Consider the following 25,579-nt stretch of genomic DNA (forward strand, 5'->3'; position numbering starts at 1 on the left):
TGGGAAAGCGCTAATCCTGTGGAATCGGCGTAACCGGCAGCCCGTAGGCGCGGATTGCTGTCGCCTCGAGCACGGCATCCTGTTCAGGGACGCTCAGTGAAGACACGAGTTCCAACAACACATCCAAGGTCCTGCCATAAGGCGCACCCAGTGTGCTGACTGGCCAGTCGCTGCCGATCATCAAGCGATCGGGCCCGAAGGCTTCCAACGCTTCCTCGAACAGTGGCCGCAACGAATCTGCCGAATACTCCACGTCGGGCAAGTGCAGGCCGGACAATTTGGCCACCGTGTTGGGCAGACGCCCTAGTTCCCGAAAATCAGAGCTCCAAGCCTCCATCGCAGTCGCGTCCGCAAGGGGTGGCTTGCCGAGGTGATCCAGGACCACGGTCAGCTCAGGAAGTTCCCGGGCGAGCCGCACGGTGGCTCCCAGGTGACGTGGGAAGGCATCGGGGACGTCGAAGGCCAGGCCGTGCGCGGCAACCAAGGCCAGGGATTCCCGTACCGGGGGCAGGTCGAGGAAGTCGTCGCGGGGATCATCGTGTACGAGATGCCGGACTCCCCTGAAAACAGAGTGAGCGGTGAAGGCGTCCAAGTGTTCCGCGGCTTGTGTTGGCGAATCCAATTGGATCCACCCCACGACGCCGAGCACCCAAGGATGGCGGGCGGCCACGCCGAGCATACTTTGGGTATCGGCAACCGTATCGTCGGCCTGGACCAGCACCGCTCCCCTGATCCCCGCTTCGGCCAAAACCTCTCCAGCCTCGTCCGAGCCGAAGCTGCGGAACAGCGCACCGTGCTGCGGACCCAGCCATGAGTAGGACCGGGCGCCTCCGCTAGCAGAGTCGTCCAGATCCCAGAGGTGCAGATGTGCGTCAATCACGCCCCAGAGCCTCCAACGCGTCCCACAACTCTTCCGGCACGGATTCCTGCATACGGTTCGCGTTCGAGGTGACTTGCTCGGGTCTGCTCGCCCCGACAGTCACATTCACCACAGCCGGATGCCGCAACGGAAACTGGAGTGCCGCCGTCGGAAGTTCAACACCGAAGTCCCGGCAGACCGCCGCAAGTGCCCGAGCACGCTCAACCACTGCACGCGGGGCGCGGTCGTAGTTGTAATGCGCGTCGTCGGGGACTTCGGGACGGGCCAACAGCCCGGAGTTGTAGACGCCAACATTCACCACGCCGGTGCGGTGCTCCTCGCACCGGTCAAGCAGCGGGACGCCGGGCTGCTCGAGCAATGTGTAGCGTCCTGCGAGCATGACAAGGTCCAGGTCCGCGGCCTCGACACATTCCAAGGCTGCCTCGGCGGAGTTTGTGCCGACACCGATGGCTTTGACCACCCCTTCTTGGCGCAGTTTCTCCAGCGCTGGAAGGGCCTGGGAGATGCCCTTGTGGAGATCGTGGACATCGGGATCGTGGAGGTACGCGATATCCACATGATCCAAGCCCAGGCGTTCCAAGGAGTCCTCGATGCTCCGTCGGATGCCGGCTTCGGTGAAATCCCATACGCGCCTGCTGGTAGCGGGGACGTCGAAGCCCTCGTCGTCCTTTCCCGAGCCGGCATCGGGGTTGGCTTCCAGCAAGCGGCCCACTTTGGTAGAGATGACGAATTCTTCCCGGGGTTTGTCCCGGAGGACGGCGCCCAATCTCTGCTCAGACAAGCCCAGGCCGTAGTGGGGTGCGGTGTCGAAATAGCGGACTCCTGAATCCCAGGCTGCCAGGACAGTGGCCAAGGCTTCCCCATCAGGGATGGGCTTGTACAGATTCCCGATGCCGGCCGCACCGAATCCGAGCCGGCCGAGGTTAAGTGGTTCCAGGTTCATGGCAGCTCCCATACTTTCTGGATACCCGAATCGTTCCCGGAGTAATCGTCCTGAACCTCAAGGAGTTCGGCCATCCGGGCCTGCCAGGGGACGTTCGCCGGATGATCCGCGAGCGCATGCCGCATGGCTTGGTAGTCTTCGACGTCCACCACGTGGAAAAGGTCCAGCCCGCTGCGCCAGATCCGCCAATTCCGTACGCCGGCTCCTTTGAGGGCTTCAACGAGTTCGGGCGGGATGTTCGCGTGGGCGTGGGCGTATGCCTCTTCGGTTCCAGGCTTGAGGCGGGTGTGGAGGGCGATGCTTTCAGTCATTGACATCCTCCGGCTTCAGGAACAGTTCCAGCACGGGCACAGCGACGTCGGGCCGCTGGACCGGGAGCTTGATGGTCAGGGTGCCCGCCGGCTGGCCCCCGGGTGTCATGTTCATGGCTTGCTGCCCGGGGTCCACCTCTTGGAGGAAGACCTCGGAAGCGTCGTTGAGGAGTCGGGCATACTCCACCTTGCCTGCCAGGTCCGGGAGATGGACGTATTCAAAGGGCCAGGCAAAGAGGTGCACGTACAGCCGGTCCCCACGCTGGGTGTAGCGGGTATCCGCAGGTGCTGTGAACTGTGATGTTCCTGCACCGTATATAGACCGGGAGTGCAGTTGCATCCATGCGCCGATCCCCTCGAGGGAGGCGAGAGCCCGGGGGTCGATGCTGCCGCGGCCTGTTGGGCCTACGTTGAGCAGCAGGTTTCCGCCCTTGGAGACGCCATCCACCAGCATTCGGATGAGCAGGTCCACGGACTTGTAGTTGAGGTTGTCACGGTCGTAACCCCAGCTGCCGTTCAACGTCTGGCAGGCCTCCCAACTGACCGGTGCGCCATCCACCATCATGGGACCTGCTGGCTGGTATTGCTCGGGAGTGACAAAGTCTCCGGGGATACCGAGGCGATCATTGACCACGATGCCCGGTTGGAGTTCCCGCACCATGGCAAGCAGGGTTTCGGAGTCCCAGTCCTTCGCGCCCTTGCCGCCCCAGAACTCTGCGTGTCCGGTTTCTGCGTAGGAGAAATCGAAGAACAGGTAGTCGATGGTGCCGTAGTTACTGAGGAGCTCACGGACCTGGCCATGCAGGTACTCGCGGTAGCGTGCCATATCGCGCCCTGCGTTGAGGCTTTCGACGTCGGTAGCGTTGCGTTGCGGGTGCACGCCATCGATGGTGAAGTCGGGGTGGTGCCAGTCGATCAGCGAATGGTAGAAACCGACTTTGAGCCCTTCAGCCCGAAGCGCGTCCACGTAGGGCGCGATCAGGTCACGGCCGACTGGCGTGTTGGTGGCTTTGTAGTCAGTCAGAGCTGAGTCCCACAGGCAGAAACCGTCGTGATGCTTGGTAGTGAGGACCACGTACTTCATGCCGGCCCTGCGCGCGGCCCGCGCCCACTCGTTTGGATCGTAGAGATCGGGGTCAAAGCGCCGGAAGTACTTGGCGTACTCCTCCACCGTGGTTTCCTCCCGGTTCATCACCCACTCATGGCGTGCCGGTAGGGCGTAGAGGCCCCAATGGACAAACATGCCAAAGCGTGACTCTTCGAACCAAGGTGCGTGCTGGATCAACGGGATACCTTCCTGCTCGGATCGGGTGCGTTTCCTGCCGCGCCCGTCCCGGCCCAGACGGGTCCGTCGGGGAAGGCGTATTCGGTCAGTGTTTCACGCACCATTTCGTTGCCCGCACCAGGAGCCGACGGCGGCCAGTAGGCGCCGCTTCGGACGTCCACGGGTGTGGTGAAGTGCTGGTGCAGATGGTCCACGAACTCGATCGTCCTGCCTTCCTTTGTCCCTGAAACGGCAACGAAGTCGAACATGGACAGGTGCTGGACAGCCTCGCACAGGCCCACGCCACCGGCATGAGGGCACACCGGCACACCGAATTTGGCGGCCAAGAGCAGGATGGCGATGTTCTCGTTGACGCCTGCAACCCGCGCTGCATCGATCTGCAGGACTTGGAGGGAACCAGCTTGGAGCATTTGCTTGAACACCACCCGGTTCTGGACGTGCTCCCCTGTAGCCACAGGGATAGGGTCCACCCCTCGGGCAATGGCCGCGTGCCCCAGGACGTCATCGGGGCTGGTGGGTTCCTCGATCCAGGCGATGTCATAGGGAGCCAGGTGGGCCATCCAGTCGATTGCTTCCTGGACATCCCAGCGCTGGTTGGCGTCCACCGCAATCCTGATGTCCGGCCCCACCGCCGCACGGGCAATTCCAACGCGGCGGATATCGTCCTCCAAGGAGGCGCCCACCTTGAGCTTGATCTGCGCAAACCCATCGGCCACGGCTTCCTTGGCCAGGCGAGTCAGTTTCTCGTCGCTGTAACCCAGCCAGCCCGGCGTCGTGGTGTAAGCGGGGTAGCCTTCAGCGCGCAGCGCCACTTTGCGTACTTCCCTGCCCGGCTCCGCTGCCCGGAGGATCGCCAGCGCTTCATCCGGCGTGAGGGCGTCGGTGAGGTATCTGAAGTCCACCAATGCCACGAGTTCCTCGGGACTCATGTCTGCGAGCAGTTCCCAGAGCGGCAAGCCTGCCCGTTTGGCCTTCAGATCCCAGAGGGCGTTCACCACCGCGCCTATGGCCATATGCATGACGCCCTTCTCCGGGCCAAGCCAGCGGAGTTGGGAATCGTGGGCCATCAGCTTCCAGGTGGCGCCCATGTCTCCCAGGAGGTCTTCCACATTGCGGCCCAGAATGTGGTCCCGGAGTGCGTCGAGGGCTGCCGTCTCAACCTCGTTTCCGCGCCCGATCGTAAACACGAAGCCGTGGCCTTCATGGTCGTCACCGGCATCGGTGCGAATGATCAGGTATGCGGCTGAATAGTCGGGATCCGGGTTCATGGCATCGGAGCCGTCGAGGTCCTGTGAGGTGGGAAAGCGGATATCGAAAGTGTCCACTGCAGTGATGACGCTCATTGCGCTCCTTGCTTGGCAGCTGGCGGTTGATCTAGGTAGAGCTAAACATCCGATGTCTACCTTGTCAATGGGTCACATTTCCGTATTATGTAGTGAAACAGCACACTAGAGCTCGGATGTTAGTCCCAAACGCACGGAGGAAGCCATGACCTTGAAATTCGCCAGGCTGGGTACGGCCGGAAACGAACAACCGGCCGTCATCGCCCAGGACGCCGACGGCACAGAGAAGTACTTCGATCTCACGCCGCTGACCAAAGACATCGACGGCGTTTTCCTCGCCTCAGACGGTTTCACCCGGACCCGCGCAGCCCTCCAATCCGGGGAACTATCTGAGATTTCCGCGGAGGGCTTGCGCGTGGGTGCTCCCGTTGCGCGCCCAGGATCCGTCGTGGCAATTGGCCTCAACTACACCGCGCACGCCGCCGAATCCGGGGCAACGCCGCCCGAGGTCCCAGTGGTTTTCCTGAAGCCGTCCAACACCATCAGCGGACCTTTCGACGCCGCGCCCATCCCGCCGTCGTCGGAAAAGTACGACTGGGAAGTGGAATTGGCAATCGTGATCGGCAAGGAAGCGTCCTACCTTTCCTCTCTGGACGACGCCGAAGCGTGCATCGCGGGCTACGCAGTGGCCAACGACCTGTCCGAGCGCGACTACCAGATTCCCGGAGCCGCCGGACAATGGACCAAGGGCAAGTCACTCCCCGCCTCCACTCCCCTGGGCCCATGGCTTGTACCCGCAGCTGACGTTGATGCCAACAACCTCCGGCTGAGGACCCTGGTCAACGGCGAAGCCCGCCAGGACTCGAACACTTCGGACATGATTTTCGATCCTGCCACGATCGTCCACCACCTCAGCCAGTACATGGTTCTGGAGCCAGGCGATGTCATCATCACCGGCACACCCGAAGGCGTGGCCCTCTCCGGTCGATTCCCGTACATCCAGCCCGGCGACGTAGTGGAACTGGAGATCGACGGGCTCGGACGGCAGCGGCAGGAATACTACCGCGCTCAAGCCGGGACTGTTTCCGCCGCTCCTGCCCACATCAGCGCCTGATGGCATCCCCTATGACCCAGGAATTCGAAGGCCTGGCCGCAATCGTAACCGGCGGAGCCTCCGGCATTGGAGCGGCCATCGCGGAGCGGCTCGCCGCCGGTGGCGCACGGGTTGCCGTCCTGGACCTGGCACCGGAAACGAGCCCGCACTTCGGCGTGGAATGCAACGTGGCCGATGATGCCTCGGTGCGAACCGCCGTCGAGACCGTTGCCAAGCAGTTTGGCCGCCTGGACATCGTGGTCAACAACGCCGGCATAGGCGCCCAAGGTGACATCGCCGCAAACGACGACGACGAGTGGCTCCGGGTCCTGAACATCAACGTCGTAGGAATTGCGCGCGTCAGCCGTGCGGCCCTGCCGTACCTGCGCGAGTCGCCGTCCGCGGCCATCGTGAACACGTGCTCGATTGCCGCGACCGCCGGGCTTCCCCAGCGGGCGCTGTACTCGGCGTCCAAGGGCGCCGTGCTCTCCTTGACGCTTGCCATGGCTGCCGACCACGTTCGCGAGGGCATCCGCGTGAACTGCGTGAACCCAGGCACTGTGGACACACCCTGGGTGGGGCGCCTCCTGGATTCCGCCGCCGACCCGGCGGCTGAGCGCGCCGCCCTCAACGCCCGTCAACCTCATGGCCGGATGGTGGACCCGGCCGAGGTTGCAGGCGCCGTCGCCTACCTCGCGAGCCCGCTGTCCGGCTCGACGTCGGGAACCTCCCTGGCCGTCGACGGCGGCATGCAAGGCTTGCGGCTAAGGCCGGTTCAGTAGGGGTGCTTGGTTGGGGCTGGCTTTGAACGTCGGGTCAGTAGAGCCCGTTGAAGATATTCCAGCCCCAACCGACAGTCTCAACGCCCTTCCACCCACCGTGGCCGTCGCCGTAGTACATCAACAAATCACCGGCAGCGTTGACGCCGTGGGACATCGTTGAAACCGTCCCGGTTGAAGTCGCCAGCACTGCCGATCATCGTCAAGGCATTCCAGCCCTGACCAATCTGCCGAGCGGTGGTCCAGCCACCGTGGCCATCCCCGCCATATGAATACAGGCGTCCGGCTTTGTCTTTCGCCAGGACGTCCACGTTCCCGTCGCCGTCCCAGTCACCAGGCCCGATGAGCAGGTCCATGACGTCCCAGCCTTGGCCGACTTGAACGCCGGGCTTGATAACCCGGTCAAAGCCTGAGGGAAAAAGATACAGATCGCCATTGGGCTCACTGGCAAGGAGGTCGTTGAGTCCATCACCGTTGAAGTCGCCGGGGCCCACCACTTTGTCGAAAGCGTCCCAGCCTGGTCCGTAACCGTAGTCAATGCTTGGGTCCATATAGGTATGGAATCCGCCGTCACCTGTTCCGTTAAATTGGTACATTCGCCCGGCACGGTCGGCGGTCAGGAGGTCGTTGACACTGTCGCTACCCATATCTCCAGCAGCGATGATCTTGGTGAAGTCAGCCCAGCCCGGACCTACTTGTCGCACTTCCTTCCACCCCTTTGAACTGTCGCGGCCGAGGTACAACATCAGGGTGCCGTCATGTCTGCGCGCCATGAGTTCAAAGGCGCCCCGGCCCGTGAAGCCCTCTGCCCGCGCGGGTTCCTTCCGGATGGCGTCGGAGGGTGGCGTGGTGAGTGTCTGACCTGCGCAATTCACGGGGGAGGCTGTAACTACTGCCGAAATATGGCTTCCCAGATCGGCAGGTGTGAGTCGATAGCTATACCAGCTGGCACCGGGAAGCGGCACGCCATCCCTCAACCACTGAATGCTGTGGTTCGGTTTCCAACTAGAACCGCTGCAGCCTTCAAAGTAGGTGTGTGCGGCTTCTACTGTCAGCGTTGAGCCCATGATGGTGTACCCGGTTACCCTGACATCGGCAGCGTCCACCGCTGTGGCGCTTGGCAGCACGGCCGAAACTGAGAACAGCAGCGCCAGCAGGCCTGAAGCACCTGCGCGGCGAAGCCTCTTAGTAAAGCCCATTGAAACCACCCCATCCCCAACCGACGGTTTCCACGCCTTTCCAACCACCTAGGCCGTTGCCGTAGTACATCACCAGGTCGCCGGCGGCATTAACGCCGTGGATGTCGTTGAAGCCATCGCGGTTGAAATCACCAACGCTTCCAATGTTGGACAAGGCGTTCCAGCCCTGACCAATCTGGCGGACGCTGGTCCATCCGCCTCGTCCGTTGCCTCCGTACAAGAACAGCCGCCCATCCTTGTCCTTTGCCATGACATCCACGTGGCCGTCACCGTCAAAGTCACCCGGTGCGAAAAGCAGATCCATGACCTGCCACCCCTGGCCGACCTTCAAGCGAGGATTCCAGCCGCTGTCTTTGTGCTGGGAGTAGAGGTACAAGTCGCCATTGGCGTCGGCGCCAAGAAGATCATTGGTACCATCGCCGTCGAAATCCCCGGGACCAACAATCTTGTCAATGGCATTCCAACCCCAGCCGATCTCGTAAGGGTACGTGGTGGCAAAGCCGCCGTCGCCGGCTCCGCCGAAGGCGAATAGTGTCCCTGAACTGTTGGTGCCCAGAAGGTCACCAACGCCGTCGTTAGTGAAGTCACCGGGGGCGATGATGCGTGTGTACCCAGCCCAGCCAGCACCGACGCGAAGCACTTGCGTCCAACCTTGGGCGCCCTGCTTCCCCAGGTACATCATGAGAACGCCATCGGGCCGTCGTCCCACCAACTCAAACACACCTCGGCCGGTGAAGCCTTCGGCCCGCACTGGCTGCGCCCTGATGACCTGCGGGTCCTCGAGGACAATGCGCGCCGGGTCGCATGCACTGGCCCCTGTAACAATCGCTGATATCCGGCTTCCGACGTCCTCAATGTCCAGATCGTAGTAAACAGCCGCATACGTCGGGCTCGTTGTCACCGGCTGTCCGTTCCTTAACCACTGGATGGAATAGCTTGGTTGTTCACTTGGATCGCAGGAAAGGAAGTATTCGTAGGCGCCCATCACGGAAAGGGCGCTGCCCACCACTCCGGGCCCCGATATAGCGAGGTCATCGGCGTCGACAGCTTCCGCGGCCGGAGCAAACGTTGTGCCGATCAGCAGCGCACACAGTAACCCAGCCGTACTACCGCCCACGGTCGCTTTCCCAGAAAACAAGCCCACGATTCTCCCTCGCAACGCGCGCCACACCGGTCTGTTGCGCTTATCTTAGGTGGCACGCACGACGCCGGGACGAAACCCGGTGCCGACAGGCCGCCGTCGTGGGTTTCCTCCGTAACGCAACGGACCTGCAACGTCCCAGTGCGGATGCTTCCCCTATGCTCAACTCCAAGGAATCAACGGCGATCCACCAAGCACACCCAGGAGAAACCCCATGACCAACTGGCGTATCAGGGACTTCCACTCGTCCGATCTTGATGGGATCCTGCACCTCTGGGAGTCACTCAAGGCTGATGGTGTAGAGCCCGTGTACGCACTCTCTGAGGTCCTTGCCTCGTGCGAAAAGGATCACGCAGTGGTGGCGGTCCAGGGCGATCAGGTGGTTGGCGCCGCCGTCGGACGGGCAGCGCATGACCAAGGCTGGGTCGTTTTCCTCGCCACGCTGACGGAGTTCCGTGGCAAGGGCATCGGCACTTCGCTGCTGTCCGCCGTCGAGAACCGCATGGCTCCGCACGGCCTGAACAAGCTGTCCGCGCTCATGCCGGAAACCGAGACCCGGGTGGAAGCGTTCCTGGGCCGCGGCTTCGTGGTGAAGAAGAACCTGCGGTACTTCGAACGGACCATCCCTGTGCAACGCCAAGAGCTGGAACCTCTAAGTCTGTTGGGTGGCCGGATCCTGGCCCGTGACCTGTGGGAAAACGTGGCGGGCATGAAGCGCGAGAAGGAACTGTTGGAACGCCGTCTGGTTCTCCCGCTGGCTGAGGCCGACCTCGCCGACGAGTACGGTGTAGTGCCGCCGCGCGCCGTCGTGCTTTTTGGTCCCCCAGGTACCGGCAAGACCACGTTCGCCAAGGCCATCGCGTCCCGGCTCGAGTGGCCGTTCGTGGAGGTGTTCCCGTCCCGCCTTGCGTCTGACCCCAAGGGCCTGGCCGGGGCGCTGCGGGAAACGTTCCTTGAAATCGCCGAGCTGGAACACGCCGTAGTGTTCATCGACGAAGTGGAAGAGATCGCCTCGCAGCGGGCGGGCGATCCGCCGTCGCCGCTGCAGGGCGTCACCAACGAGCTCCTCAAGATCATCCCTGCATTCCGGGAACAGCCCGGCCGACTCCTGGTCTGCGCCACCAACTTCATCCGCGCCCTGGACACCGCGTTCCTGCGCCACGGCCGGTTCGATTACGTCATACCCATTGGCCTGCCGGACGTCCACGCCCGCGAGGCAATGTGGCAGCGGTTCATCCCCGCCACCGTGGTGGACGACGTCGACATTGCCCAGTTGGTGGAACGCACCCAAGGCTTCTCGCCGGCGGACATCGAGTTCGCAGCACGCAGCGCCTCCCAGCGTGCCTTGGAAAAGGCCGTGTACGACGACGCCGCTACTTCGGGCGCGGCGTCCACAGTCTCGTCGAACGGACGGAAGGGCCCGGTTACACAGGACTACCTCGACGCCATCGCCGATACCCGCACAACTGTGAGCGACGAGGTGTACCAGGAGTTCCTGGAAGACATCGATGTGCTGGGGCGCGTGTAATTTCCGTCCGCCCCGACTTCGCTGGAACGGTGTGAGCTCGCCGCAATGTCGGTATATATCAAGCTGTTTGTGACAGCTGGGTGGTTTTTCTGTGGTTGATTCCGGCGGTGGGTGGTATTCCTGGCGCGGTGGGTCTGCGGTGGTATCTGTGCGGGTTGCGGGCGTAGCAGGCATCGAGGGTTTGTTGTCGTTGCCTGCGCGCCTGCTCGATCAGCCCGTAGTGGACGGTGTCGGGGGTGTAGAAGTTCAAGCCGCTGTGCCTGTGATGGGCGTTGTAAGCGGCAAAGAACTGGTCCATGTAGTCCCGGGCGTCTTGTAGGTCCCGGAACCGTTGGGGGAATCCCAGGTCGTATTTGACGGTTTTGAAGAGCGCTTCGGAGTACGGGTTGTCGTTCGAGACCCGGGGCCTGGAGTAGGACAAGGTGATGCCAAGCGCCCGGGCCAGGTCCACGGTGGTCCCGGCCCGCATGGGAGCTCCGTTGTCGGCGTGCAGAACCAAGGGCCGCTGGTGAGTCGTGTCCACGGCCTCACGTATGAATGTGGAGGCAAGGGCCGCGGTCTCGTGGTGTTCGACGCGGTGGGCGATGACCTTGCGGGAGAACGCATCGATGATCGCGTAGAGCTTGTAGGTGTGTTTGCCCGGGCCGCGGAGCATGGTGATATCCCAGCTCCAGAGCTGGTTCGGGCCGGTGGCTTCCACGACGGGTTTGATCCGCTTCGGGCTGGTGTTTCCGCGTTGAACACGCCGGTCACCGTTCTGTCCACGCGCAGCAACGAGACGGTGCGCTGTTGCGATGGAGAAGGAGCAGTGTCCGGTATCGAGCATCCGGTAATAGGCCTGGGTGACCGAAAGGTTTCCGTAGTCCTCGGAGTTCAGAGCGGTCATGAACTCCTCAGCTTCGGCTGAGGTAATCCGGTTCGGATACGCCCGGTCGGCATGGGCGATAGTGATCCCGGCCGCTGCCGGCGGGCTCAGATACCGGTACCACGTGGTGCGGTGAAGCCCAACAACCGCGCACGCCTTCACAGCTGACCAGCCAGCAGCGACCAGATTCCCGACAAAGGTCAGGGCAATGTCTTTCCAGATTTTGGGTTCAACCAGTCCGGGCGCTGCGGCTCCGGATCCTTCAGTTCGGGGTCCGTCGCCGCTGCGCTCCTGGCCATGGCATCCAAGAGCGCGGAAGCTTTTCCCAGGATGTCCACCGCGGCCTCGGACTTGGCCAGCTTGGCCTTGAGGATCTCGTTCTCCTTCAAGACCTGCTTCAGTAGCCGCCTGTCTCCTTCTCTCAAACGCTGGTCCTCTTTTCCGGTCATGGCCCGGGATCTCAACTCCCCGGCCTCACGTTGCCTGCCCCAGAGCCGGATCGTTCCATCGGTGATACCAACAGCCCTGCAGAACGCGATCTTTGATCCACGCTCCAAACACTTCTCATACTCATCCAGAATCATGTGTTTCTGGGCCAAAGTGAAGTGACTCCGCTTCGAAGCACGCAAGGGGACAACAAAATCCATGACGGACCTTTCCCCGCCCCGTGTGTCAGGCCGCTACGGACAGCAAAACTGTCACACAACAGCCTGACACACAGGGATGTTCCGGGCGATGTGGGCGTTTTCCCGCGAACTCGGTGTGCGGGTGTGGCACCGGTAATCTTTGACCCATGTCCACGAATCCCCTTCGCCATGCCTTGTCCCGCATGGGCGGCCGTGATCCCCACGAAAAACACCGCACCGCTACCCCGTTGGAGCTGTTCTTCGACCTCACGTTCGTCATAGCGTTCAGCGTTGCTGCCAATCAGTTGGCCCACAATGTAGCTGAAGCGCACTTTGGAGCGGGTCTTCTTGGTTTCTGCTACGCCATGTTTGCCGTTATCTGGGCGTGGGTGAACTTCACGTGGTTCGCAAGCGCCTACGACACCGACGACTGGGTGTTCAGGGTAGTCACCATGGTCCAGATGCTGGGCGTCCTCATTCTGGCGATGGGCATCGAACCGATGTTCCATTCCCTGCTGGAGGGCGATCACGTCAACAATGTTGCGATCCTGATCGGTTACATCGTGATGAGGCTGGCGCTGGTGTTCCAGTGGCTGCGGGCCGCCCGCCAGGATCCCGGGCGCAGGGAAATTTGCCTGCGCTACGCCAGGTACCTGGCGGTGGTTCAGGTAGGCTGGATTTTGGCGTTGGTGGTCGATACCGATGTTCTCACTACGTTCCTGCTTGCTGCGCCGCTGTTCGTCCTGGAGATGTCCGTGCCCAAGCTTGCGGAGCGGAAAGCGTCAACACCGTGGCACGCACACCACATTGCCGAACGATACGGGCTGCTGGCGATCATTGCCTTGGGCGAATGCCTCATCGGAGCCATCGAAACTCTCCGAGCAATCGTGGCGCTTCACGGCTGGTCCCTCGAAGCTGCAGTGGTGGGCCTTGGAGGAACCGGTTTGGCATTCGGCATGTGGTGGATCTACTTCATCCTCCCGTCAGGGAAGTCGCTGCACCTGCAGCGGCATCGTTCCTACCTGTTCGGCTACGGCCACATGATCATCTTCGCCGCCATCGCTGCCACGGGGGCCGGACTCCACGTGGCGGCTTACTTCATAGACCATGAAGCTCACATCAGCGCGGCGGCAACGATCGCCTGGATCGCGGCGCCGGTGGCAATATTCAAGGTCTCACTGACACTGCTCTATACGGCAATGCTGGGGCCGGACAAGCACGTCCTCTGGAGCACCGGAATGGTGGCGGCCGTCCTCGCGGGAAGCGTGGCGTTGGCCGCAGCGGGCGTTTCCGTGCCACTGTGCATGCTGGTCATGGTCCTGGCCCTGGGCGTCTCCATCGCTCTGGATGAACGCTCTGGCCACAAGGGACGGGCAGCGGCGCTGCGTCGGCTGGAGGCCGCGGCGGGCTAAGGTCCGGTGACGGAGCCGGTACGTTCGTGCCGGTTTTTCGTTGGAACGCCTTGTTTTCTCACTCCTTATGGGCGCACACTAAGTGAATCGGCACGTTCGTACCGATTCGCGAAGTGGGAGGGCCTCATGCCAGCCAACAGCCTCATGGCAACTCTGGGCTCTGAAGTACGCGCCCGCCGTGCCTCGTTGAGCCTGAGCCAACAGGACCTCGCCGATCTCGCGGGCGTCTCCGAACGGTTCGTCCGGTTCGTGGAAACTGGCAAGAGCACAGTCCAGCTTGAGCCCCTTCTGGCCGTGCTGGACACCCTCGGCCTGGAACTTTCCCTGCGCCAAGCCGGCAGGCCTACCGCTTTAGAGACAGCCTCTGAGACAGCACAATGACCTTCCACCGCATCGCCGACGTCTACAAACAAGGCATCCTTGCGGCGCGCCTCGAACGGCATGAGGGCGGCACCAAGTTCAGCTACCTTCCGAAGTACCTCGACGCCGGCCTACCCGCCGTGGCAACGACGCTCCCTGTGAGTGCCGAGCCTGTTTTTACACCCAGCGGCGCAGTACCGCCCTACTTCACCGGACTGCTGCCTGAGGGGCGGCGGCTCAACTCGCTGCGACGCAGCGTCAAGGCGAGCGCCGACGACGAACTCGCTCTCCTCATGGCAGCGGGCGGCGACGCAGTGGGCGATGTCCAGACGGTCCCCCACGGCGAGGCGCTGGCGGAAGGGGGTGCCGCCGTCGTGCTTGATTCAAAACTGCCGCTGGACTTTGATGCGTTGCTGGGTGATTCCGGATTGATCGATCCCGTAGCGCTGGCGGGTGTACAGGACAAGTTATCTGCGGGGATGATTTCACTGCCCGTGGCGCAGGCGGGCAAGCGATACATCCTTAAGCTCAACGCCCCGGAGTTCCCCTCCGTGGTGGAAAACGAGTTCCTGATGTTCCGTTATGCGCGTCGGCTGCGGATTCCTGTAAGCAACGTGCAGTTGGTGCACGACGTCGGCGGCAGGGCGGGCCTCTTGGTGGAGCGTTTTGATCGGATCACCGCTGCTGACGGCTCGCCTCTGCGACTGGCGGTGGAGGACGGGGCCCAGATCCTGGGGCTGTACCCCGCGGACAAGTACAGCGTTCCGTTCAGCGAAGTCTGTGCGGCGCTGGCCGGGCATTGCCCTGCACGCCTTCCGGCACTCCGGAATCTGGTCATCCAACTCGCGTTTGCCTGGCTGACAGGGAACGGGGATCTGCACGCCAAGAACGTTTCCATGGTGGAGGCGCCTGGCGTTCTTGGCGCGCGCGAATTCACCATCGCCCCGGTCTACGACATTCCCTCCACAGTGGTTTACGGCGACAAGACGCTGGCTCTGGCCGTCGGCGGGAAGAAGACGGGTATCTCCCGCAAGCACTTCCTCGCCTGGGCCGCGAAGCTTGGACTGACCGAACGGGCGGCACAACATTCCGTGGACATCGCCCTCAAAGCAACCGGCTCGTTGATCAGCGACCTCGACGGCGGCGCCTCTCCCTTCGCGGCGAGGCAAACCAAGGAATGGACCAAGGAGCTCAAGCATCGTCGGCGCCTCATGGAGGGCTGACCCCGCGGTTAGTCAGGAACGATTTCGTCAAGCTCCGGGAGCAGGTACGGGTTGACCCTTTGCAGGATCAACTCCACTTCTTCCCGCGGCACGGCCGTGTAGAGCACCGGACGGGCGTCGGCATAGCGGGTCGTGGGCGGCTTGTCGGGCCATTTCTCTGCCAGCGCTTGGACTCGCTCCGGAAGGGAATTGTGGGCATTATCGGCAATTTTGACCAAGGTGGCATCGTGGTCTTCGGCCACAAACCGGATCCCTGCTTCATAATCGTCAGGGTCATCGTGGAAGCGGCGCGTGACACGTTCGATGATTGCGAGGGCGCGCTCGGAGACCCCCATATCCAGCAGGGCTTGCCGCGTGATGGGAGTATCCTCGGCGATGTCGTGAAGGTAGCCCGCAATCTGGATGTCCTCGTCGAAGTCGGCGAGCGCGTCCCCCACCGCCAAGACATGCTCCCGATAAGGGCGCTTGAGCTTGTCCTTTTGGCGGTTGTGGGCCACCTCGGCGAGTATCTTCGCCGTCTCAACGGTGAAGCGTGGTTCGGTCATGCTGGCCTCCGGATTGATGTAGGCACCGAACAGGGATCGGACCTTTCTTCAGGCTATCCGTAAAGTCCCGCACGGCGCCTACCCAAGTGCTGGCACTACCCCGCCGCGCTGCCGTGCACTATTCCTGCCCTGGCACTACTCCTGCACAGCGCGGGCGGCGATGCCCACTACGAGCGCCCTGGGCAAGCGCTGCGCGACACCTGCTGCGATCCGGTTGGCCCAACCGGACACAACGCTTGCCGGAGTTCCGGGGCGGCCCAGCGCTTTGAGGGCTGTTTCCACAACCTGCGCTGAGGTCTGCATCCGTCCGACTGCCGCGGATTCGCTGCCGAGGACATCGAAGAACTCGGTGCGGGTGGCGCCCGGGCAGAGGGCAAGCACACGAAGTCCCGAGCTCTTGGCCTCGTGGGCAACGGCCTCGGTAAAGCTGAGGACGAACGCCTTGGTTGCCCCGTATACGGCCATTCCGGGGATGGGCTGGAACGCTGCGGTGCTGGCGACATTCACCAGGGCGCCCTTGCCCGAGGAGAGCATGCCCGGCATGAATGCCCGGGTGATATCCACCAATGCAGCCACATTGAGTGCGATCTCGGAAGCGATGACTTCCGGGTCTTCCTCAACCAACGGAGCGCGGGTTCCAAAGCCTGCATTGTTGATTAGGGTGTCCACGGTGATTCCGCGCGTGGCCATTTCCTCCAAGAGTTCCTTGCCCACACCAGCACGGCCCAGGTCCATGGGAAGCACGGTAACGGCTACGCCGTGCTCGGCACGCAATTTCCTGGCCAGTTCTTCAAGACGGTCGGCGCGGCGGGCTACGAGGACCAGGTTGGAACCTCGAGCGGCCAAACGGCTTGCGAATTCGGCGCCAAGCCCGGAGCTGGCGCCGGTGATCAATGCAGTCGTACCCGAATAGGTCATGGTCATGGCAATTCCAATCTGTAAGCGCCGGCTCCGGTGAAGCCCGCTCAATGTAGTCAATGCCAACATCGTAGGCACTGACTACATTGTTGTCAATGACTACTTCTCCGCTAGACTTGCTGTATGACGGATCAGCCCTACCACCACGGCAAGCTGCGAGAGGCTCTGCTGGAGCGTGCCATGGAAACCATTGAGCAAGCCGGCGTCGACGGCCTCTCCCTGAGGCAGTTGGCCCGGGACCTCAACGTCAGCCATGGGGCGCCGGCCAAACACTTCCGCGACAAGCAATCCCTCATCGATGCCTTGGCATTGGCTGGCTTTGAGATGATGAACCAGCGCATAGTTGAGGCCGGCAGTGGAGATGACCTTCGTCAGCGCTTTGCAAGCATGGCCAACGCCTATGTGGACTTCGCGGTCTCCCACCCGGCGCTCTTGACCGTCATGTACTCCACCAAGCATCACCCCGGGTCCAGCAGTGAGTTGCGGAATATCGGGGAGCAAGGGATCCACGTAGCCCGCGCCCTCATTGCAGAGGCACAGGATGGTGGAGCCTTGGCGCCGGGCGACACGGAAACCCTGGCCATGGTGTGCTTCGTGAGCTTGCATGGCGCCGCGCTCCTGGCGGCAGGCAAGCAGCTGGACGGCAATAGCGTTGAGGACGTTGTCGCTGCCACCACTGACACCCTGTGGGCCGGCATGGCAGCGGGGGTTCCGGCAGCGCAACTCTCACAGACAACGGGCTCCTAACCAGCCTGAGCGCCTGGTTAGCCTAAGCCCCCGGCCAAAAGGGCACTGGCGGGACTACGAAAGCCCTGCAATTGCCTCCCGGACGGCTGAACTGAGCAGGAGATTGCGGCATCCAATTCCTCCGGTCTCGGCCTGTTGCGGGACGTATCCAAAGCCAAGTTCATACACCGGGTCCGCGAACCCCAAAGACGCGCTGGCGCCGTCGTGCCCGAACGCGCGGTAGCTGCCGAACGGCATGCGGCTGTGCGACTTCATGAAAACAGTGGCAAAGCAACCGGTCTCGCCGAAGACGCGATCGATCCCAAACACCTGCTCAGCGGAAACCCTGCGGATGGTCTCCTCCGTCAGGAAGGGTGCGACGGCGGCCTGACCGCCTGCCGCCAACCCCGTCACCGCTGCAGCGTAGATCCTGGCCATCCCCTCAGCGCTGGAAACGCCCGCTACCGAACTCATACCCGCGGCGCGGACTTCGCGGATGTTCGGAAGATCCAGGATGTCGCCCTCTGCAGCATTGGCCGCCAAACCGAAGTGGCTGGCGGGGTCTACCCAGGGCAAGGCGGGGTCGGCGGCCCAGCGGAAAGGCGCGAAGCGTTCTTCCTCAGCATCCGGTAGGCCAAGGTAGAAGTGGGCACCCGTCACGGATCGGATCCGCTGTTCGAAGACCTCCTGGAGCGTGGAACCCGTGATTCGACGGCACAGCTCCTCCATGAAAACTCCGATTGTCAGTGCGTGGTAACCGAATGCCGCCCCGGGCTTCCACAGGGGCGGAAGTTTGGCGAGCTTCGCCGCCGCGAGTTCGGAATTGTTGACTTCCTCAAGGCTCACGCCTCCCTCGACGCCCAACAGTCCGGCCTGGTGCGAAAGGAGTTGGGAAACAGTGATGGAGGCCTTCCCCTCAACCCCGAACTCCGGCCAATATTTGCCCACTTCCGCGTCGAGATCCAGTTCGCCGTCTTGAACGAGCAGAGCCATGACAAGGCCTGCCATGCCTTTGGAGCACGAGAAAACACCTGTCACCGAATCGGGACGAATGTGGGGCCCACCGCTGATATCCAGCACCTTGACACCCCGATGGTACGCCGCCACCTGCGCAGAATAGTCCGGGTCCTGTTCAAGGAAACGGCCGAACAGTTCGGCTACGGATTCGAAACCTGGGGCGATCACCTGTGAATGCATCCAGACAGCCTACTTTGCCTGCACTCAGCCCCTGGGCGTTTTCCACACCCAGCGCTCCCTTGGAAGCCTTCGGGGGTCGAATTCCGGCACGGCATCCTGCAAGGAACCAGCCGGTAGTCCCAACGACTCAAGGAGGAGGTCGCGCACGCTCACCGCTGTTACTCCGACGGCGGCGAGGTCGCCCAGGGTTACTGCACCGTCGCGCTTCGCCAGCCTCACGCCGTCGTGGTTTACAACCAGTGGAACGTGGGCATATTCCGGCACTGGCAAGCCCAACAGGGTGGCCAAGTACGCCTGCCGCGGAGTGGACGGAAGGAGGTCATCGCCCCTGACCACCTGGTCGATTCCCTGGGCGGCATCGTCCACTACGACTGCCAGGTTGTAGGCCGTGACACCATCGTTGCGGCGCAGCACAAAGTCGTCCACCACACCGACATAGTTGCCGTGCAACTGGTCCTCAACAGCCCACTCAGCGACCTCCGATCGGAGGCGGATCGAGGCCGGACGCGACGCCCGGCGGATCTCGCGCTCGGCCTCGGACAGCGTGCGGCACGTGCCCGGATACGCGCCTTGTGGAGAGTGCGGCGCAGACGGCGCTTCCTGGATTTCCCGGCGCGTGCAGAAGCATTCGTAGGTGCGGCCCTCGGCAGCCAGGCGCGCAATTGCGTCCTCGTACAGCGGCCCTCGTTCAGTCTGACGCACGACGGCGGCGTCCCAACTGACGCCGACGGCCTCCAGGTCGCGGAGCTGCTCAGCCTCCGCGCCGGACCGGGCCCGGTCCAGGTCCTCAACGCGGAGCAGGAAGTCGCGGCCAGTGGATTTAGCGAAGAGCCAGGCGAGGATCGCCGTCCGGAGATTGCCTACATGCAGTTCCCCGGAAGGACTCGGGGCGAAGCGGCCTGCAGACGTCATGATCCAAGCCTATGCGTCCGCGCACAACACAAGAGCCCCTCAGCTACCGCAACGATCCGGTGGCTCAGGGGCTCTTGCTGTGCTGCCCGTTAGGACAGGCGGGTGCAGAATGACAATGCTGTGAACAAGAGTCAATCAGCGGCTGCTTCCTTGCGGGAAACCTGTACAGGGGTCCGGGTGGTGTTCCAGGTGCCTGCTGCCTGCGGGATCCGGCGGTAGCCTCGCCCTGCTTCGTTGTCACCATTTCAGCAGTACGCATACAGTAGGTGCAATAGACATGGCATTGAGTAGTCGATCTGACTAATCAGAGTTGAAATCGCAGTCAGGAAGTGGTCATTTTGCAGGAACTCGACGCGACGGACCGCAGGATCATTGCCGCACTTGATGAGGATCCCCGCGTCCCCATCATGGTTCTGGCCCAGAAGCTGCACCTGGCACGCGGCACCGTCCAGTCCCGACTGGAGCGGATGACGGCATCGGGAGCATTGCGCCCCAACAGCAGCCGCGTGCTGCCCTCGGCACTTGGCCGGGGTGTGGCCGCTGCTGTCAGCGCCGAACTCGATCAAAGCCACCTCAATGAAGCCATTGCCGCGCTACGGGAGATCCCTGAGGTACTCGAATGCCACGCTCCCGCGGGCGATACCGACCTCATCATCAGGGTGGTAGCCAAGAGCCCGGATGACCTGTACCGCGTCTCTGAGGAAATCAGGCTCTGCCCGGGAATCGTGCGTACGTCCACCAGCATGTTCCTGCGCGAAGTGATTCCTTACCGGACTACGGGGTTGCTGAAGGAGGGCCCAGCGTAGGCCCCTGGATGTATCGAAGTTATGCACATAGGGAGCACCTGCGGCAAGCGTTGTTTATTGCCGGCGGACCTTAATGTCGGGGTGGTTCTTCTCGACCCAGTCGGCCATCCGGTTGCCCCGCAGCGCTATGAACTTCAGCGAGGCTTCCCGAACTCTGATGTACTCGTCCTTCGTCGTCGGGACTCCGGGACGGTTGAAGTTCTCGTCCTCCTCTAGGAAGAAGTCGATCTTTCCCTCCGGCGTCACGAGGTCCTGGAAGTGGAAGAACTCCACGAACTGCTTGAACGTGCAGAAGAGTTTGAAGAAGTCCGCGTAGTTGGTGGTGACATCGGCGAGGGGACCGCCTGGCTCGGCAGCGTAGTGGCGCCGGATGCATTCCAGAGTTAGGTCCATCCGGTCCGCGATCCGTAGCCTCATTCCCCTGGCGGTGTTCAGGGTGGGCCGGTGTATTTTCCTGACGGGCCAGATCATGGCACTGCCGATCGTGTACGGCGGGTTGAAATAGCGGTGCTGCTGCTCCTCGCTCAACTCGGCCTTAGCCTCAACCAAGTTCCTCGGCTTCCCCCACTTGGTGTAGGAGTTCGTGACGGCATCACTCCCGAACGTGAACCTTTTGTCGGGGGTCTGCTCGAACATTAGGTAGTTCTTACGACGCTCCTTTGGCCCGCCGGGACCTGCACTTTGAACAGCTCCCCGTCGCATAGCTCCTTGGTCCAGAGCAACTGATGGTCAGCCTTGTGCAGCGGACTATGGGAATCCGGGTCCTTTCCTGGAGGGCTGTCGACCTTGTAGTTGAAGGTGACCTTTCGTGTCCGGTGAGCCACCGGCTTACGGGCGATCCGTTTGAATTGCAGCGCCATAGATCTGCCCCCTGATCGCCGCAGCGTTTAGGTAGCAACAAAAGTAGTGCCCCTGTAGTTTTCAGGGGCACTACTTTTGGTGGGGGCGTCTTAGCCGATGAGTGTGGTGATGAGGCGGATAGAGGAGGCGATGATGGCTATCATGCCGATGGCGGCGAAGAGGTTCTGCCACCATTTGTTGCGCAGGTCTCCCATGACGGAGGCCTTGTTGGCCATGACGACTATGAGGACGCCCAGCAGGGGTGCGATGAGGACTGTGAGGGACTGGGCGATGACGATCAGGCCAACGGGAGAGGACTGGAACAACAGAGTGATGATCAGGCCGAATGCCAGGATCATGCCCGTGAAGATCCGGGCCATGGGGGACCCGGCTTTCGCGCCGCGGCCGAGCGCGTCCGAGACCATCGTGCCGCCGGCAGTGGCGTTGGCGATCATGGAGGAGAACGCCGCACCGGAGAGTCCGAGAGCGAAGACCATGGATCCCACGGGACCGGCGAGGGGCGTGAAGATGGAGGCGAGGGCATTGATCGTGCCTGCTTCGCCGCCGGTCCTGCCGAGGACCGCGGCGGCAACCATGATCACCAGTGCGGTCATGATGCCGGGTGCGACGATACCGGGGATGGTGTCCGCGAGAGTGATGTCGCGGTAATCGGCTCGGGTGCGCTTGTGTTCTTTGATGCCGTAGGCGGTGTAGAACGCGGCATTGATGGAGAAGTTGGTGCCGACCAGTGCGACGACCAGAATTTCACTTCCTGCCGGCAGGGTCGGAACAGCGCCTTCGAGGGCGCGATACCAGTCCGGTTGTGCCACAACAGTGCTGGCGATGAAGGCCAGCCCCATGAGCACGACGATTACCAGAAGGGCTTTTTCAACCACGCCGTAGACGTTTTTGAAGGCTAGGACAATGCCTACGGCGATTGTGCAGACGATCGTCCAGAGAACCGGAGAGCCTCCAAAGACCAAGGACAGGCCGAGGCCGGAGCCCACGGCGTTGCCGACGGAGAACATCAAGGTGATGCCGAAGACCCCGAAACCGGCCAGCACGCCGACCCATTTGCCCAGGTGGTCTTTGATGGAGGTGATCAAGGAAGTCGGTGTGACGATGCCGAGCCGGACGCTCATGTCGGTGAAGAAAATCATCATGATGGTGGATACTGCGATGACCCAGACGAGGCTGTAGTCGAAGCGGCTGCCGGCTTGTACAGCGGTGGTGAGGTTGCCGGGGCCGAACTGCCAGGCGCCGACGACGAAGGCCGGGCCCATCAGAGCCAGGTAGCCCAGGAAAGTGCGACGCTTCGGAGCGGTAGCTGGCTGGTTTCCTTGCTGGGTTGCCATCTGTTCTTCCCTGTGAGCTGAACGGGTGATGGTCTTATTCTGCTCGCGCATCGGCGAGTCCTCCTTATACAGCGACATTGCTGGGGGCGTCATTGCCCGGGGTGGAGAGCAAAAGCTGGGGCACGGGCGGCGGGCCGAGGGACCCGCCGCCCATTAGGACCTCTGGTTGCCCCGTGGGGCAAGGCGAGGTCAGATGGCAGCGGCCGTGGTGACCTTGCCGATGTTGGCTTCGGCGAAGGCGGCTGCGATTTCGGTGTCGGCACCCTGGGGCAGGGGCAGCAGCGGGGTGCGCACGGTGGCGTGGTCCAGGATGCCGCGGTTCACCAGGCCCCACTTCAAGGCGACGGTACCCTCCATGTGGGAGCCGCGGTGGTAAACGTTCCGGGTCACCGGGAGGAGCCGCTCATGAATGGCGTGGGCACGCGGGTAGTCCTGGGCCTTGCCGGCCTCGATCAGTTCGACGAGCAGCTCAGGGGCGATGTTGCCGTAGCCAACGAGCAGACCGTCGACATCGAACATGGTCGGCAGCAGGTACTCATCATGGCAGGACAGGATCTGCAGCTCGGGGTATGCGGCGCGCAGCGCGGGGATCTCGGTGTACCAACGGCGCATGTTCCGGACACCGTTCTTCGTTGCAAAGACGCCTTCCTGGCCTGCGATCTCCAGCTGAGTGTCGAGGTCGTAGGTTGCTTTTGTGTTGTCCGGGTACTGGAAGAGGATCAGCGGCAGGCCGGACTCTTCGTAGATCTCCTTGTAACGCGACTGGGGTGCGCCTTTTTGGTATCCGAAGCGCAGCCACCCATGCGAGGGGTAAACGAGGCCAGCGGATGCACCGGCCTCGACGGCCTTCTTGGCCTCGAGGGCGGCGGTCTTGTTGCCCTCCTTGGTGATGCCGGCCACGACCGGTACGCGGCCGTCGGTGGATGCGACGAATGCGCGGATAACGTCCAACTGCTCTTCCTCGGTGAGGAACGTACCTTCGCCGGCATGTCCCAGGACGACGAGGCTCTTCACGCCCTCAATCGATCCGAGCCACGACCCCAGACGCTGGATCGCAGCGAAGTCGACAGCGCCATCTTCGGTGAATGGGGTGACAGGTGCGGGGCTGAGTCCGCGGAGATCGAGTGCCATTTGCAGCTACCTTCTTGTCTTCTTTGATGGTCAGTAGTTCCGCTAGAATGAAAACGTTTGCGGGAACGTTTTCAAGTTTGCACGTGTCGCAGCTCACTGTCAAGAGAACGTTTGCAAGAAGAAGGAATAGAGTGTCCATAACGCCCCTGCTGAAGAGGAGAACCGCAATGGAGCCGGCCCCTGGCGCTATCGTCACGCTCAAAGACGTCGCTGCAGCCAGCGGCGTGAGCATCTCCACGGCCAGCCGCGCCTTGGACGAGCGCACCACCTCACGGTCGGCCGCCGCCGCCCATGTGCGGAAGGTCGCCGAGGAGCTCGGATACCGCAGAAATTCGTTTGCCTCCAGCCTTCGCCGGGGAGAGACCCGCACCCTCGGAGTGCTGGTACCGCGTCTTAGCGATACGGTCATGGCGCTGATGTTCGAAGCGGTGGAACGCGCCGCAGCGGCGCGCGGTTACTTTGCCATGGTGGCCAGCAGCGGCGATGATCCCGAAGATGAGCGCCGTGCAGCCGAGACACTGCTGGACCGGAACGTCGACGGGCTGATCCTTGCCACCGCCCGGCTCGGCGATGAACTGCCAAAACTCCTGCGTCACCGCAAGGTGGCACACGCGCTTGTCCTTCGTACCGACGGGGAAAGCCCGTCCGCAATCGGAGATGATGAGGTCGGCGGCTACCTCGCCGTCCGGCACTTGGTTGACTTGGGCCACCAGGATATCGCCGTAATCACCGGCCCAGACTTCACTTCTACCGGAACGGCACGCTTGGCAGGTGCCCGGAGGGCACTTGAGGAAGCAGGCATCTCAATAAGGGAGGAATGGATGGTCGCCGCCGGGTACGGCATCGAAAACGGCTACACCGCAGGACAAACCCTCCTCGCCGCAGGACCCGGAAACCGACCAACGGCCATCTTTGCCGCAAACGACAACATCGCGATGGGTATCATGGCAGCCGCCCAGCACAACGGCATCACCATCCCCGATGCTCTCGCTCTGGTTGGCTACAACGACACGCCGCTGTCCGCGCGCCTGCCCACACCCCTCAGTTCGGTCAGCGTCCCGCTGGACCAGATCGCCGCCACGGCCATAGATCTCATCGTCAATCCCGGCACAGAACCGCGAATCCGGCGTGCAACGCCCACCCTGATCCCCCGCCAATCCAGCGGGGCGCCGATGCACCACACCCGAGCCGCCCGGCCCTGACGCATAGGACATCCATCGCATCGCCCGATTCCGGCCAGCCCGGCCACGAGAAAATCACCGCCATCGGGGATCCGCTTCTTGACTCAGCCTCACCAAATAGACCTACAACCTGGCCGACGTCCGTCTGCTCGCACCCATCACGGCCCGCAGCAAGATCATCTGGGCCGCCAAGAACTTTGCCGTCACCGCGGAAGACCTGGACAAGCAAGCAGCAGACCGAGGTCACCCGCTAGCTCTTAATGAAGCCCTACACCGCAGTCGTCGGGCCGGGCGAGGACGTCGTACTACCGAAGTTCCCTACACACGTAACGTTCGAAGCCGAGCTCTGCGTCGTCATAGGCCAGCCTTGTAGTGAAGTGGAACCTGACGACGCCAAGGACTTCATCTTTGGTTTTACCTGCGGGAACGACCTCACCGCCAAGGACGTCCAAAACGCTGACGGGCAATGGACCAGGGCCAAAGGCTTCGACACCTCCTCACCCTAGGTCCCTGGATCGAAACCAATCTCGACATCACAGCCCTGCCTGTTCAAGGCCAGTTCCACGGCCAACTGCGCAAAACGCCACTACAGCGCTCATGGTTCACAACGACTACGAACTGGTCTCCGCCATATCGCAGGGATTTACGCTGCTCCCGGGAGACGTGATCATGACCGGAACACCTATTGGATTCGGGCAAATAAAAGCAGAGACAGCTTCGAAGTCTCCATCGAAGGAAAAGGCAAACTCACTAAGACAAGAACCTGGAAACTGGGAGAATAGCGACCTCGAAAGCTTCCCGGAGGCGTTGTCAGCTTGGACGCGTGACATGGATGGTTACTTCGCAAACCTGGGGGAGCCAGTCCCCGACGAACCTTCCTGGCGGCTCATCGCCCAGATGCTACTCGCGGCCAGAGTGTATGAATAAGGACCTGCGATTCTAGCGCTACCCGTCTACTTCCTGCCCGGTGCTATCACCTCGACAACGACCGGCCGTAAGCCGATGCCTCACCGGACGCTCCATTCCCTCCTGCAGCACTG

Annotated in this window: 27 protein-coding genes; 11 read left to right on the top strand and 16 right to left on the bottom strand. The window is 62.3% G+C overall.

The window, feature by feature from the left end; translation table 11 throughout:
- Window positions 1-10: 10 nt before the first annotated feature.
- The 5 genes from LDN90_RS22160 to LDN90_RS22180 are packed head-to-tail and all read right to left on the bottom strand — an operon-like array spanning window position 11 to window position 4,762.
- Window positions 11-880 (bottom strand): amidohydrolase family protein, encoded by an 870-nt coding sequence (locus tag LDN90_RS22160; protein WP_223947146.1) that lies wholly within the window; start codon window positions 878-880, stop codon window positions 11-13.
- On the bottom strand, window positions 873-1,835 hold the full coding sequence (locus LDN90_RS22165) for an aldo/keto reductase (protein WP_223947147.1): 963 nt from the start codon (window positions 1,833-1,835) through the stop codon (window positions 873-875). Before LDN90_RS22165 ends, LDN90_RS22160 begins: the two co-directional genes overlap by 8 nt.
- Complete coding sequence (locus LDN90_RS22170; protein ID WP_223947148.1) at window positions 1,820-2,134, bottom strand: L-rhamnose mutarotase; 315 nt, start codon at window positions 2,132-2,134, stop codon at window positions 1,820-1,822. The genes LDN90_RS22165 and LDN90_RS22170 overlap by 16 nt, the downstream gene beginning before the upstream one ends.
- Entirely contained in the window at window positions 2,127-3,419 is a 1,293-nt protein-coding gene (locus tag LDN90_RS22175) for an alpha-L-fucosidase (RefSeq protein ID WP_223947149.1), read from the bottom strand. The genes LDN90_RS22170 and LDN90_RS22175 overlap by 8 nt, the downstream gene beginning before the upstream one ends.
- On the bottom strand, window positions 3,416-4,762 hold the full coding sequence (locus LDN90_RS22180; protein ID WP_223947150.1) for an L-fuconate dehydratase: 1,347 nt from the start codon (window positions 4,760-4,762) through the stop codon (window positions 3,416-3,418). The genes LDN90_RS22175 and LDN90_RS22180 overlap by 4 nt, the downstream gene beginning before the upstream one ends.
- A 145-nt stretch (window positions 4,763-4,907) precedes the next feature.
- On the opposite strand from LDN90_RS22180, the gene LDN90_RS22185 reads away from it, so the two are divergent.
- Both LDN90_RS22185 and LDN90_RS22190 read left to right on the top strand, forming a co-directional pair.
- Complete coding sequence (locus LDN90_RS22185) at window positions 4,908-5,816, top strand: fumarylacetoacetate hydrolase family protein (RefSeq protein ID WP_223947151.1); 909 nt, start codon at window positions 4,908-4,910, stop codon at window positions 5,814-5,816.
- Window positions 5,817-5,827: 11 nt separating this feature from the next.
- A complete protein-coding gene (locus LDN90_RS22190) occupies window positions 5,828-6,577 on the top strand; it encodes an SDR family oxidoreductase (RefSeq protein ID WP_223947152.1) in 750 nt (249 codons plus the stop codon).
- 125 nt (window positions 6,578-6,702) lie between these two features.
- Here the strand turns inward: LDN90_RS22190 and LDN90_RS22195 are convergent, their stop codons facing one another.
- Both LDN90_RS22195 and LDN90_RS22200 read right to left on the bottom strand, forming a co-directional pair.
- Window positions 6,703-7,773: a VCBS repeat-containing protein gene (locus LDN90_RS22195; protein ID WP_223947153.1), complete on the bottom strand. Its 1,071-nt coding sequence runs from the start codon at window positions 7,771-7,773 to the stop codon at window positions 6,703-6,705.
- Window positions 7,760-8,890, bottom strand: a complete 1,131-nt coding sequence (locus LDN90_RS22200) for a VCBS repeat-containing protein (RefSeq protein WP_223947154.1) — start codon at window positions 8,888-8,890, stop codon at window positions 7,760-7,762. The genes LDN90_RS22195 and LDN90_RS22200 overlap by 14 nt, the downstream gene beginning before the upstream one ends.
- A 238-nt stretch (window positions 8,891-9,128) precedes the next feature.
- On the opposite strand from LDN90_RS22200, the gene LDN90_RS22205 reads away from it, so the two are divergent.
- On the top strand, window positions 9,129-10,442 hold the full coding sequence (locus LDN90_RS22205; protein ID WP_223947155.1) for a GNAT family N-acetyltransferase: 1,314 nt from the start codon (window positions 9,129-9,131) through the stop codon (window positions 10,440-10,442).
- A 58-nt stretch (window positions 10,443-10,500) separates the two neighbouring features.
- Here the strand turns inward: LDN90_RS22205 and LDN90_RS22210 are convergent, their stop codons facing one another.
- Together LDN90_RS22210 and LDN90_RS22215 are read right to left on the bottom strand one after the other, a co-directional pair.
- Window positions 10,501-11,469 (bottom strand): IS3 family transposase, encoded by a 969-nt coding sequence (locus LDN90_RS22210; RefSeq protein ID WP_223946634.1) that lies wholly within the window; start codon window positions 11,467-11,469, stop codon window positions 10,501-10,503.
- Between the two features lie 38 nt (window positions 11,470-11,507).
- The gene (locus tag LDN90_RS22215; RefSeq protein ID WP_223946635.1) at window positions 11,508-11,954 is read right to left on the bottom strand and encodes a hypothetical protein; all 447 of its coding nucleotides are present in this window, start codon (window positions 11,952-11,954) and stop codon (window positions 11,508-11,510) included.
- Between the two features lie 146 nt (window positions 11,955-12,100).
- Between LDN90_RS22215 and LDN90_RS22220 the strand changes: the two genes are divergently transcribed.
- The 3 genes from LDN90_RS22220 to LDN90_RS22230 all read left to right on the top strand — a co-directional run bounded on the left by LDN90_RS22220 (window position 12,101) and on the right by LDN90_RS22230 (window position 14,928).
- Window positions 12,101-13,345, top strand: coding sequence for a low temperature requirement protein A (locus LDN90_RS22220; RefSeq protein WP_223947156.1), 1,245 nt, complete (start codon window positions 12,101-12,103; stop codon window positions 13,343-13,345).
- Between the two features lie 126 nt (window positions 13,346-13,471).
- On the top strand, window positions 13,472-13,726 hold the full coding sequence (locus tag LDN90_RS22225; protein WP_223947157.1) for a helix-turn-helix transcriptional regulator: 255 nt from the start codon (window positions 13,472-13,474) through the stop codon (window positions 13,724-13,726).
- The gene (locus tag LDN90_RS22230; RefSeq protein ID WP_223947158.1) at window positions 13,723-14,928 is read left to right on the top strand and encodes a HipA domain-containing protein; all 1,206 of its coding nucleotides are present in this window, start codon (window positions 13,723-13,725) and stop codon (window positions 14,926-14,928) included. Before LDN90_RS22225 ends, LDN90_RS22230 begins: the two co-directional genes overlap by 4 nt.
- An 8-nt stretch (window positions 14,929-14,936) precedes the next feature.
- On the opposite strand, the gene LDN90_RS22235 is transcribed toward LDN90_RS22230, so the two are convergent.
- The gene (locus LDN90_RS22235) at window positions 14,937-15,473 is read right to left on the bottom strand and encodes a phosphohydrolase (protein ID WP_223947159.1); all 537 of its coding nucleotides are present in this window, start codon (window positions 15,471-15,473) and stop codon (window positions 14,937-14,939) included.
- 135 nt (window positions 15,474-15,608) lie between these two features.
- On the bottom strand, window positions 15,609-16,397 hold the full coding sequence (locus LDN90_RS22240; RefSeq protein ID WP_223947160.1) for an SDR family oxidoreductase: 789 nt from the start codon (window positions 16,395-16,397) through the stop codon (window positions 15,609-15,611).
- Between the two features lie 117 nt (window positions 16,398-16,514).
- Between LDN90_RS22240 and LDN90_RS22245 the strand changes: the two genes are divergently transcribed.
- Complete coding sequence (locus LDN90_RS22245; RefSeq protein WP_223947161.1) at window positions 16,515-17,138, top strand: WHG domain-containing protein; 624 nt, start codon at window positions 16,515-16,517, stop codon at window positions 17,136-17,138.
- A gap of 54 nt (window positions 17,139-17,192) precedes the next feature.
- Here the strand turns inward: LDN90_RS22245 and LDN90_RS22250 are convergent, their stop codons facing one another.
- Entirely contained in the window at window positions 17,193-18,314 is a 1,122-nt protein-coding gene (locus tag LDN90_RS22250; RefSeq protein WP_223947162.1) for a serine hydrolase domain-containing protein, read from the bottom strand.
- 24 nt (window positions 18,315-18,338) lie between these two features.
- On the bottom strand, window positions 18,339-19,226 hold the full coding sequence (gene gluQRS / locus LDN90_RS22255) for a tRNA glutamyl-Q(34) synthetase GluQRS (protein WP_223947163.1): 888 nt from the start codon (window positions 19,224-19,226) through the stop codon (window positions 18,339-18,341).
- A 338-nt stretch (window positions 19,227-19,564) separates the two neighbouring features.
- On the opposite strand from gluQRS, the gene LDN90_RS22260 reads away from it, so the two are divergent.
- The gene (locus tag LDN90_RS22260; RefSeq protein ID WP_216926352.1) at window positions 19,565-20,032 is read left to right on the top strand and encodes an Lrp/AsnC family transcriptional regulator; all 468 of its coding nucleotides are present in this window, start codon (window positions 19,565-19,567) and stop codon (window positions 20,030-20,032) included.
- A 54-nt stretch (window positions 20,033-20,086) separates the two neighbouring features.
- On the opposite strand, the gene LDN90_RS22265 is transcribed toward LDN90_RS22260, so the two are convergent.
- From LDN90_RS22265 to LDN90_RS22275, 3 genes are all read right to left on the bottom strand, one after another.
- Window positions 20,087-20,668 (bottom strand): hypothetical protein, encoded by a 582-nt coding sequence (locus LDN90_RS22265; RefSeq protein WP_223947164.1) that lies wholly within the window; start codon window positions 20,666-20,668, stop codon window positions 20,087-20,089.
- Window positions 20,669-20,982: 314 nt separating this feature from the next.
- Window positions 20,983-22,278, bottom strand: coding sequence for an Nramp family divalent metal transporter (locus LDN90_RS22270; RefSeq protein WP_223947165.1), 1,296 nt, complete (start codon window positions 22,276-22,278; stop codon window positions 20,983-20,985).
- Window positions 22,279-22,416: 138 nt separating this feature from the next.
- Window positions 22,417-23,358: a dihydrodipicolinate synthase family protein gene (locus LDN90_RS22275; protein ID WP_223947166.1), complete on the bottom strand. Its 942-nt coding sequence runs from the start codon at window positions 23,356-23,358 to the stop codon at window positions 22,417-22,419.
- Window positions 23,359-23,525: 167 nt separating this feature from the next.
- Here LDN90_RS22275 and LDN90_RS22280 point away from each other — a divergent pair, with 167 nt between their 5' ends.
- The 3 genes from LDN90_RS22280 to LDN90_RS24245 all read left to right on the top strand — a co-directional run bounded on the left by LDN90_RS22280 (window position 23,526) and on the right by LDN90_RS24245 (window position 25,466).
- Window positions 23,526-24,560, top strand: coding sequence for a LacI family DNA-binding transcriptional regulator (locus LDN90_RS22280; RefSeq protein ID WP_223947167.1), 1,035 nt, complete (start codon window positions 23,526-23,528; stop codon window positions 24,558-24,560).
- 239 nt (window positions 24,561-24,799) lie between these two features.
- Complete coding sequence (locus LDN90_RS24240; protein WP_263426272.1) at window positions 24,800-25,045, top strand: fumarylacetoacetate hydrolase family protein; 246 nt, start codon at window positions 24,800-24,802, stop codon at window positions 25,043-25,045.
- Between the two features lie 91 nt (window positions 25,046-25,136).
- Window positions 25,137-25,466: a fumarylacetoacetate hydrolase family protein gene (locus tag LDN90_RS24245; RefSeq protein ID WP_263426273.1), complete on the top strand. Its 330-nt coding sequence runs from the start codon at window positions 25,137-25,139 to the stop codon at window positions 25,464-25,466.
- Window positions 25,467-25,579: the final 113 nt, after the last annotated feature.

Origin of the sequence: Arthrobacter sp. NtRootA1, assembly GCF_019976975.1 — a bacterium.
Lineage (GTDB): Bacteria > Actinomycetota > Actinomycetes > Actinomycetales > Micrococcaceae > Arthrobacter > Arthrobacter aromaticivorans.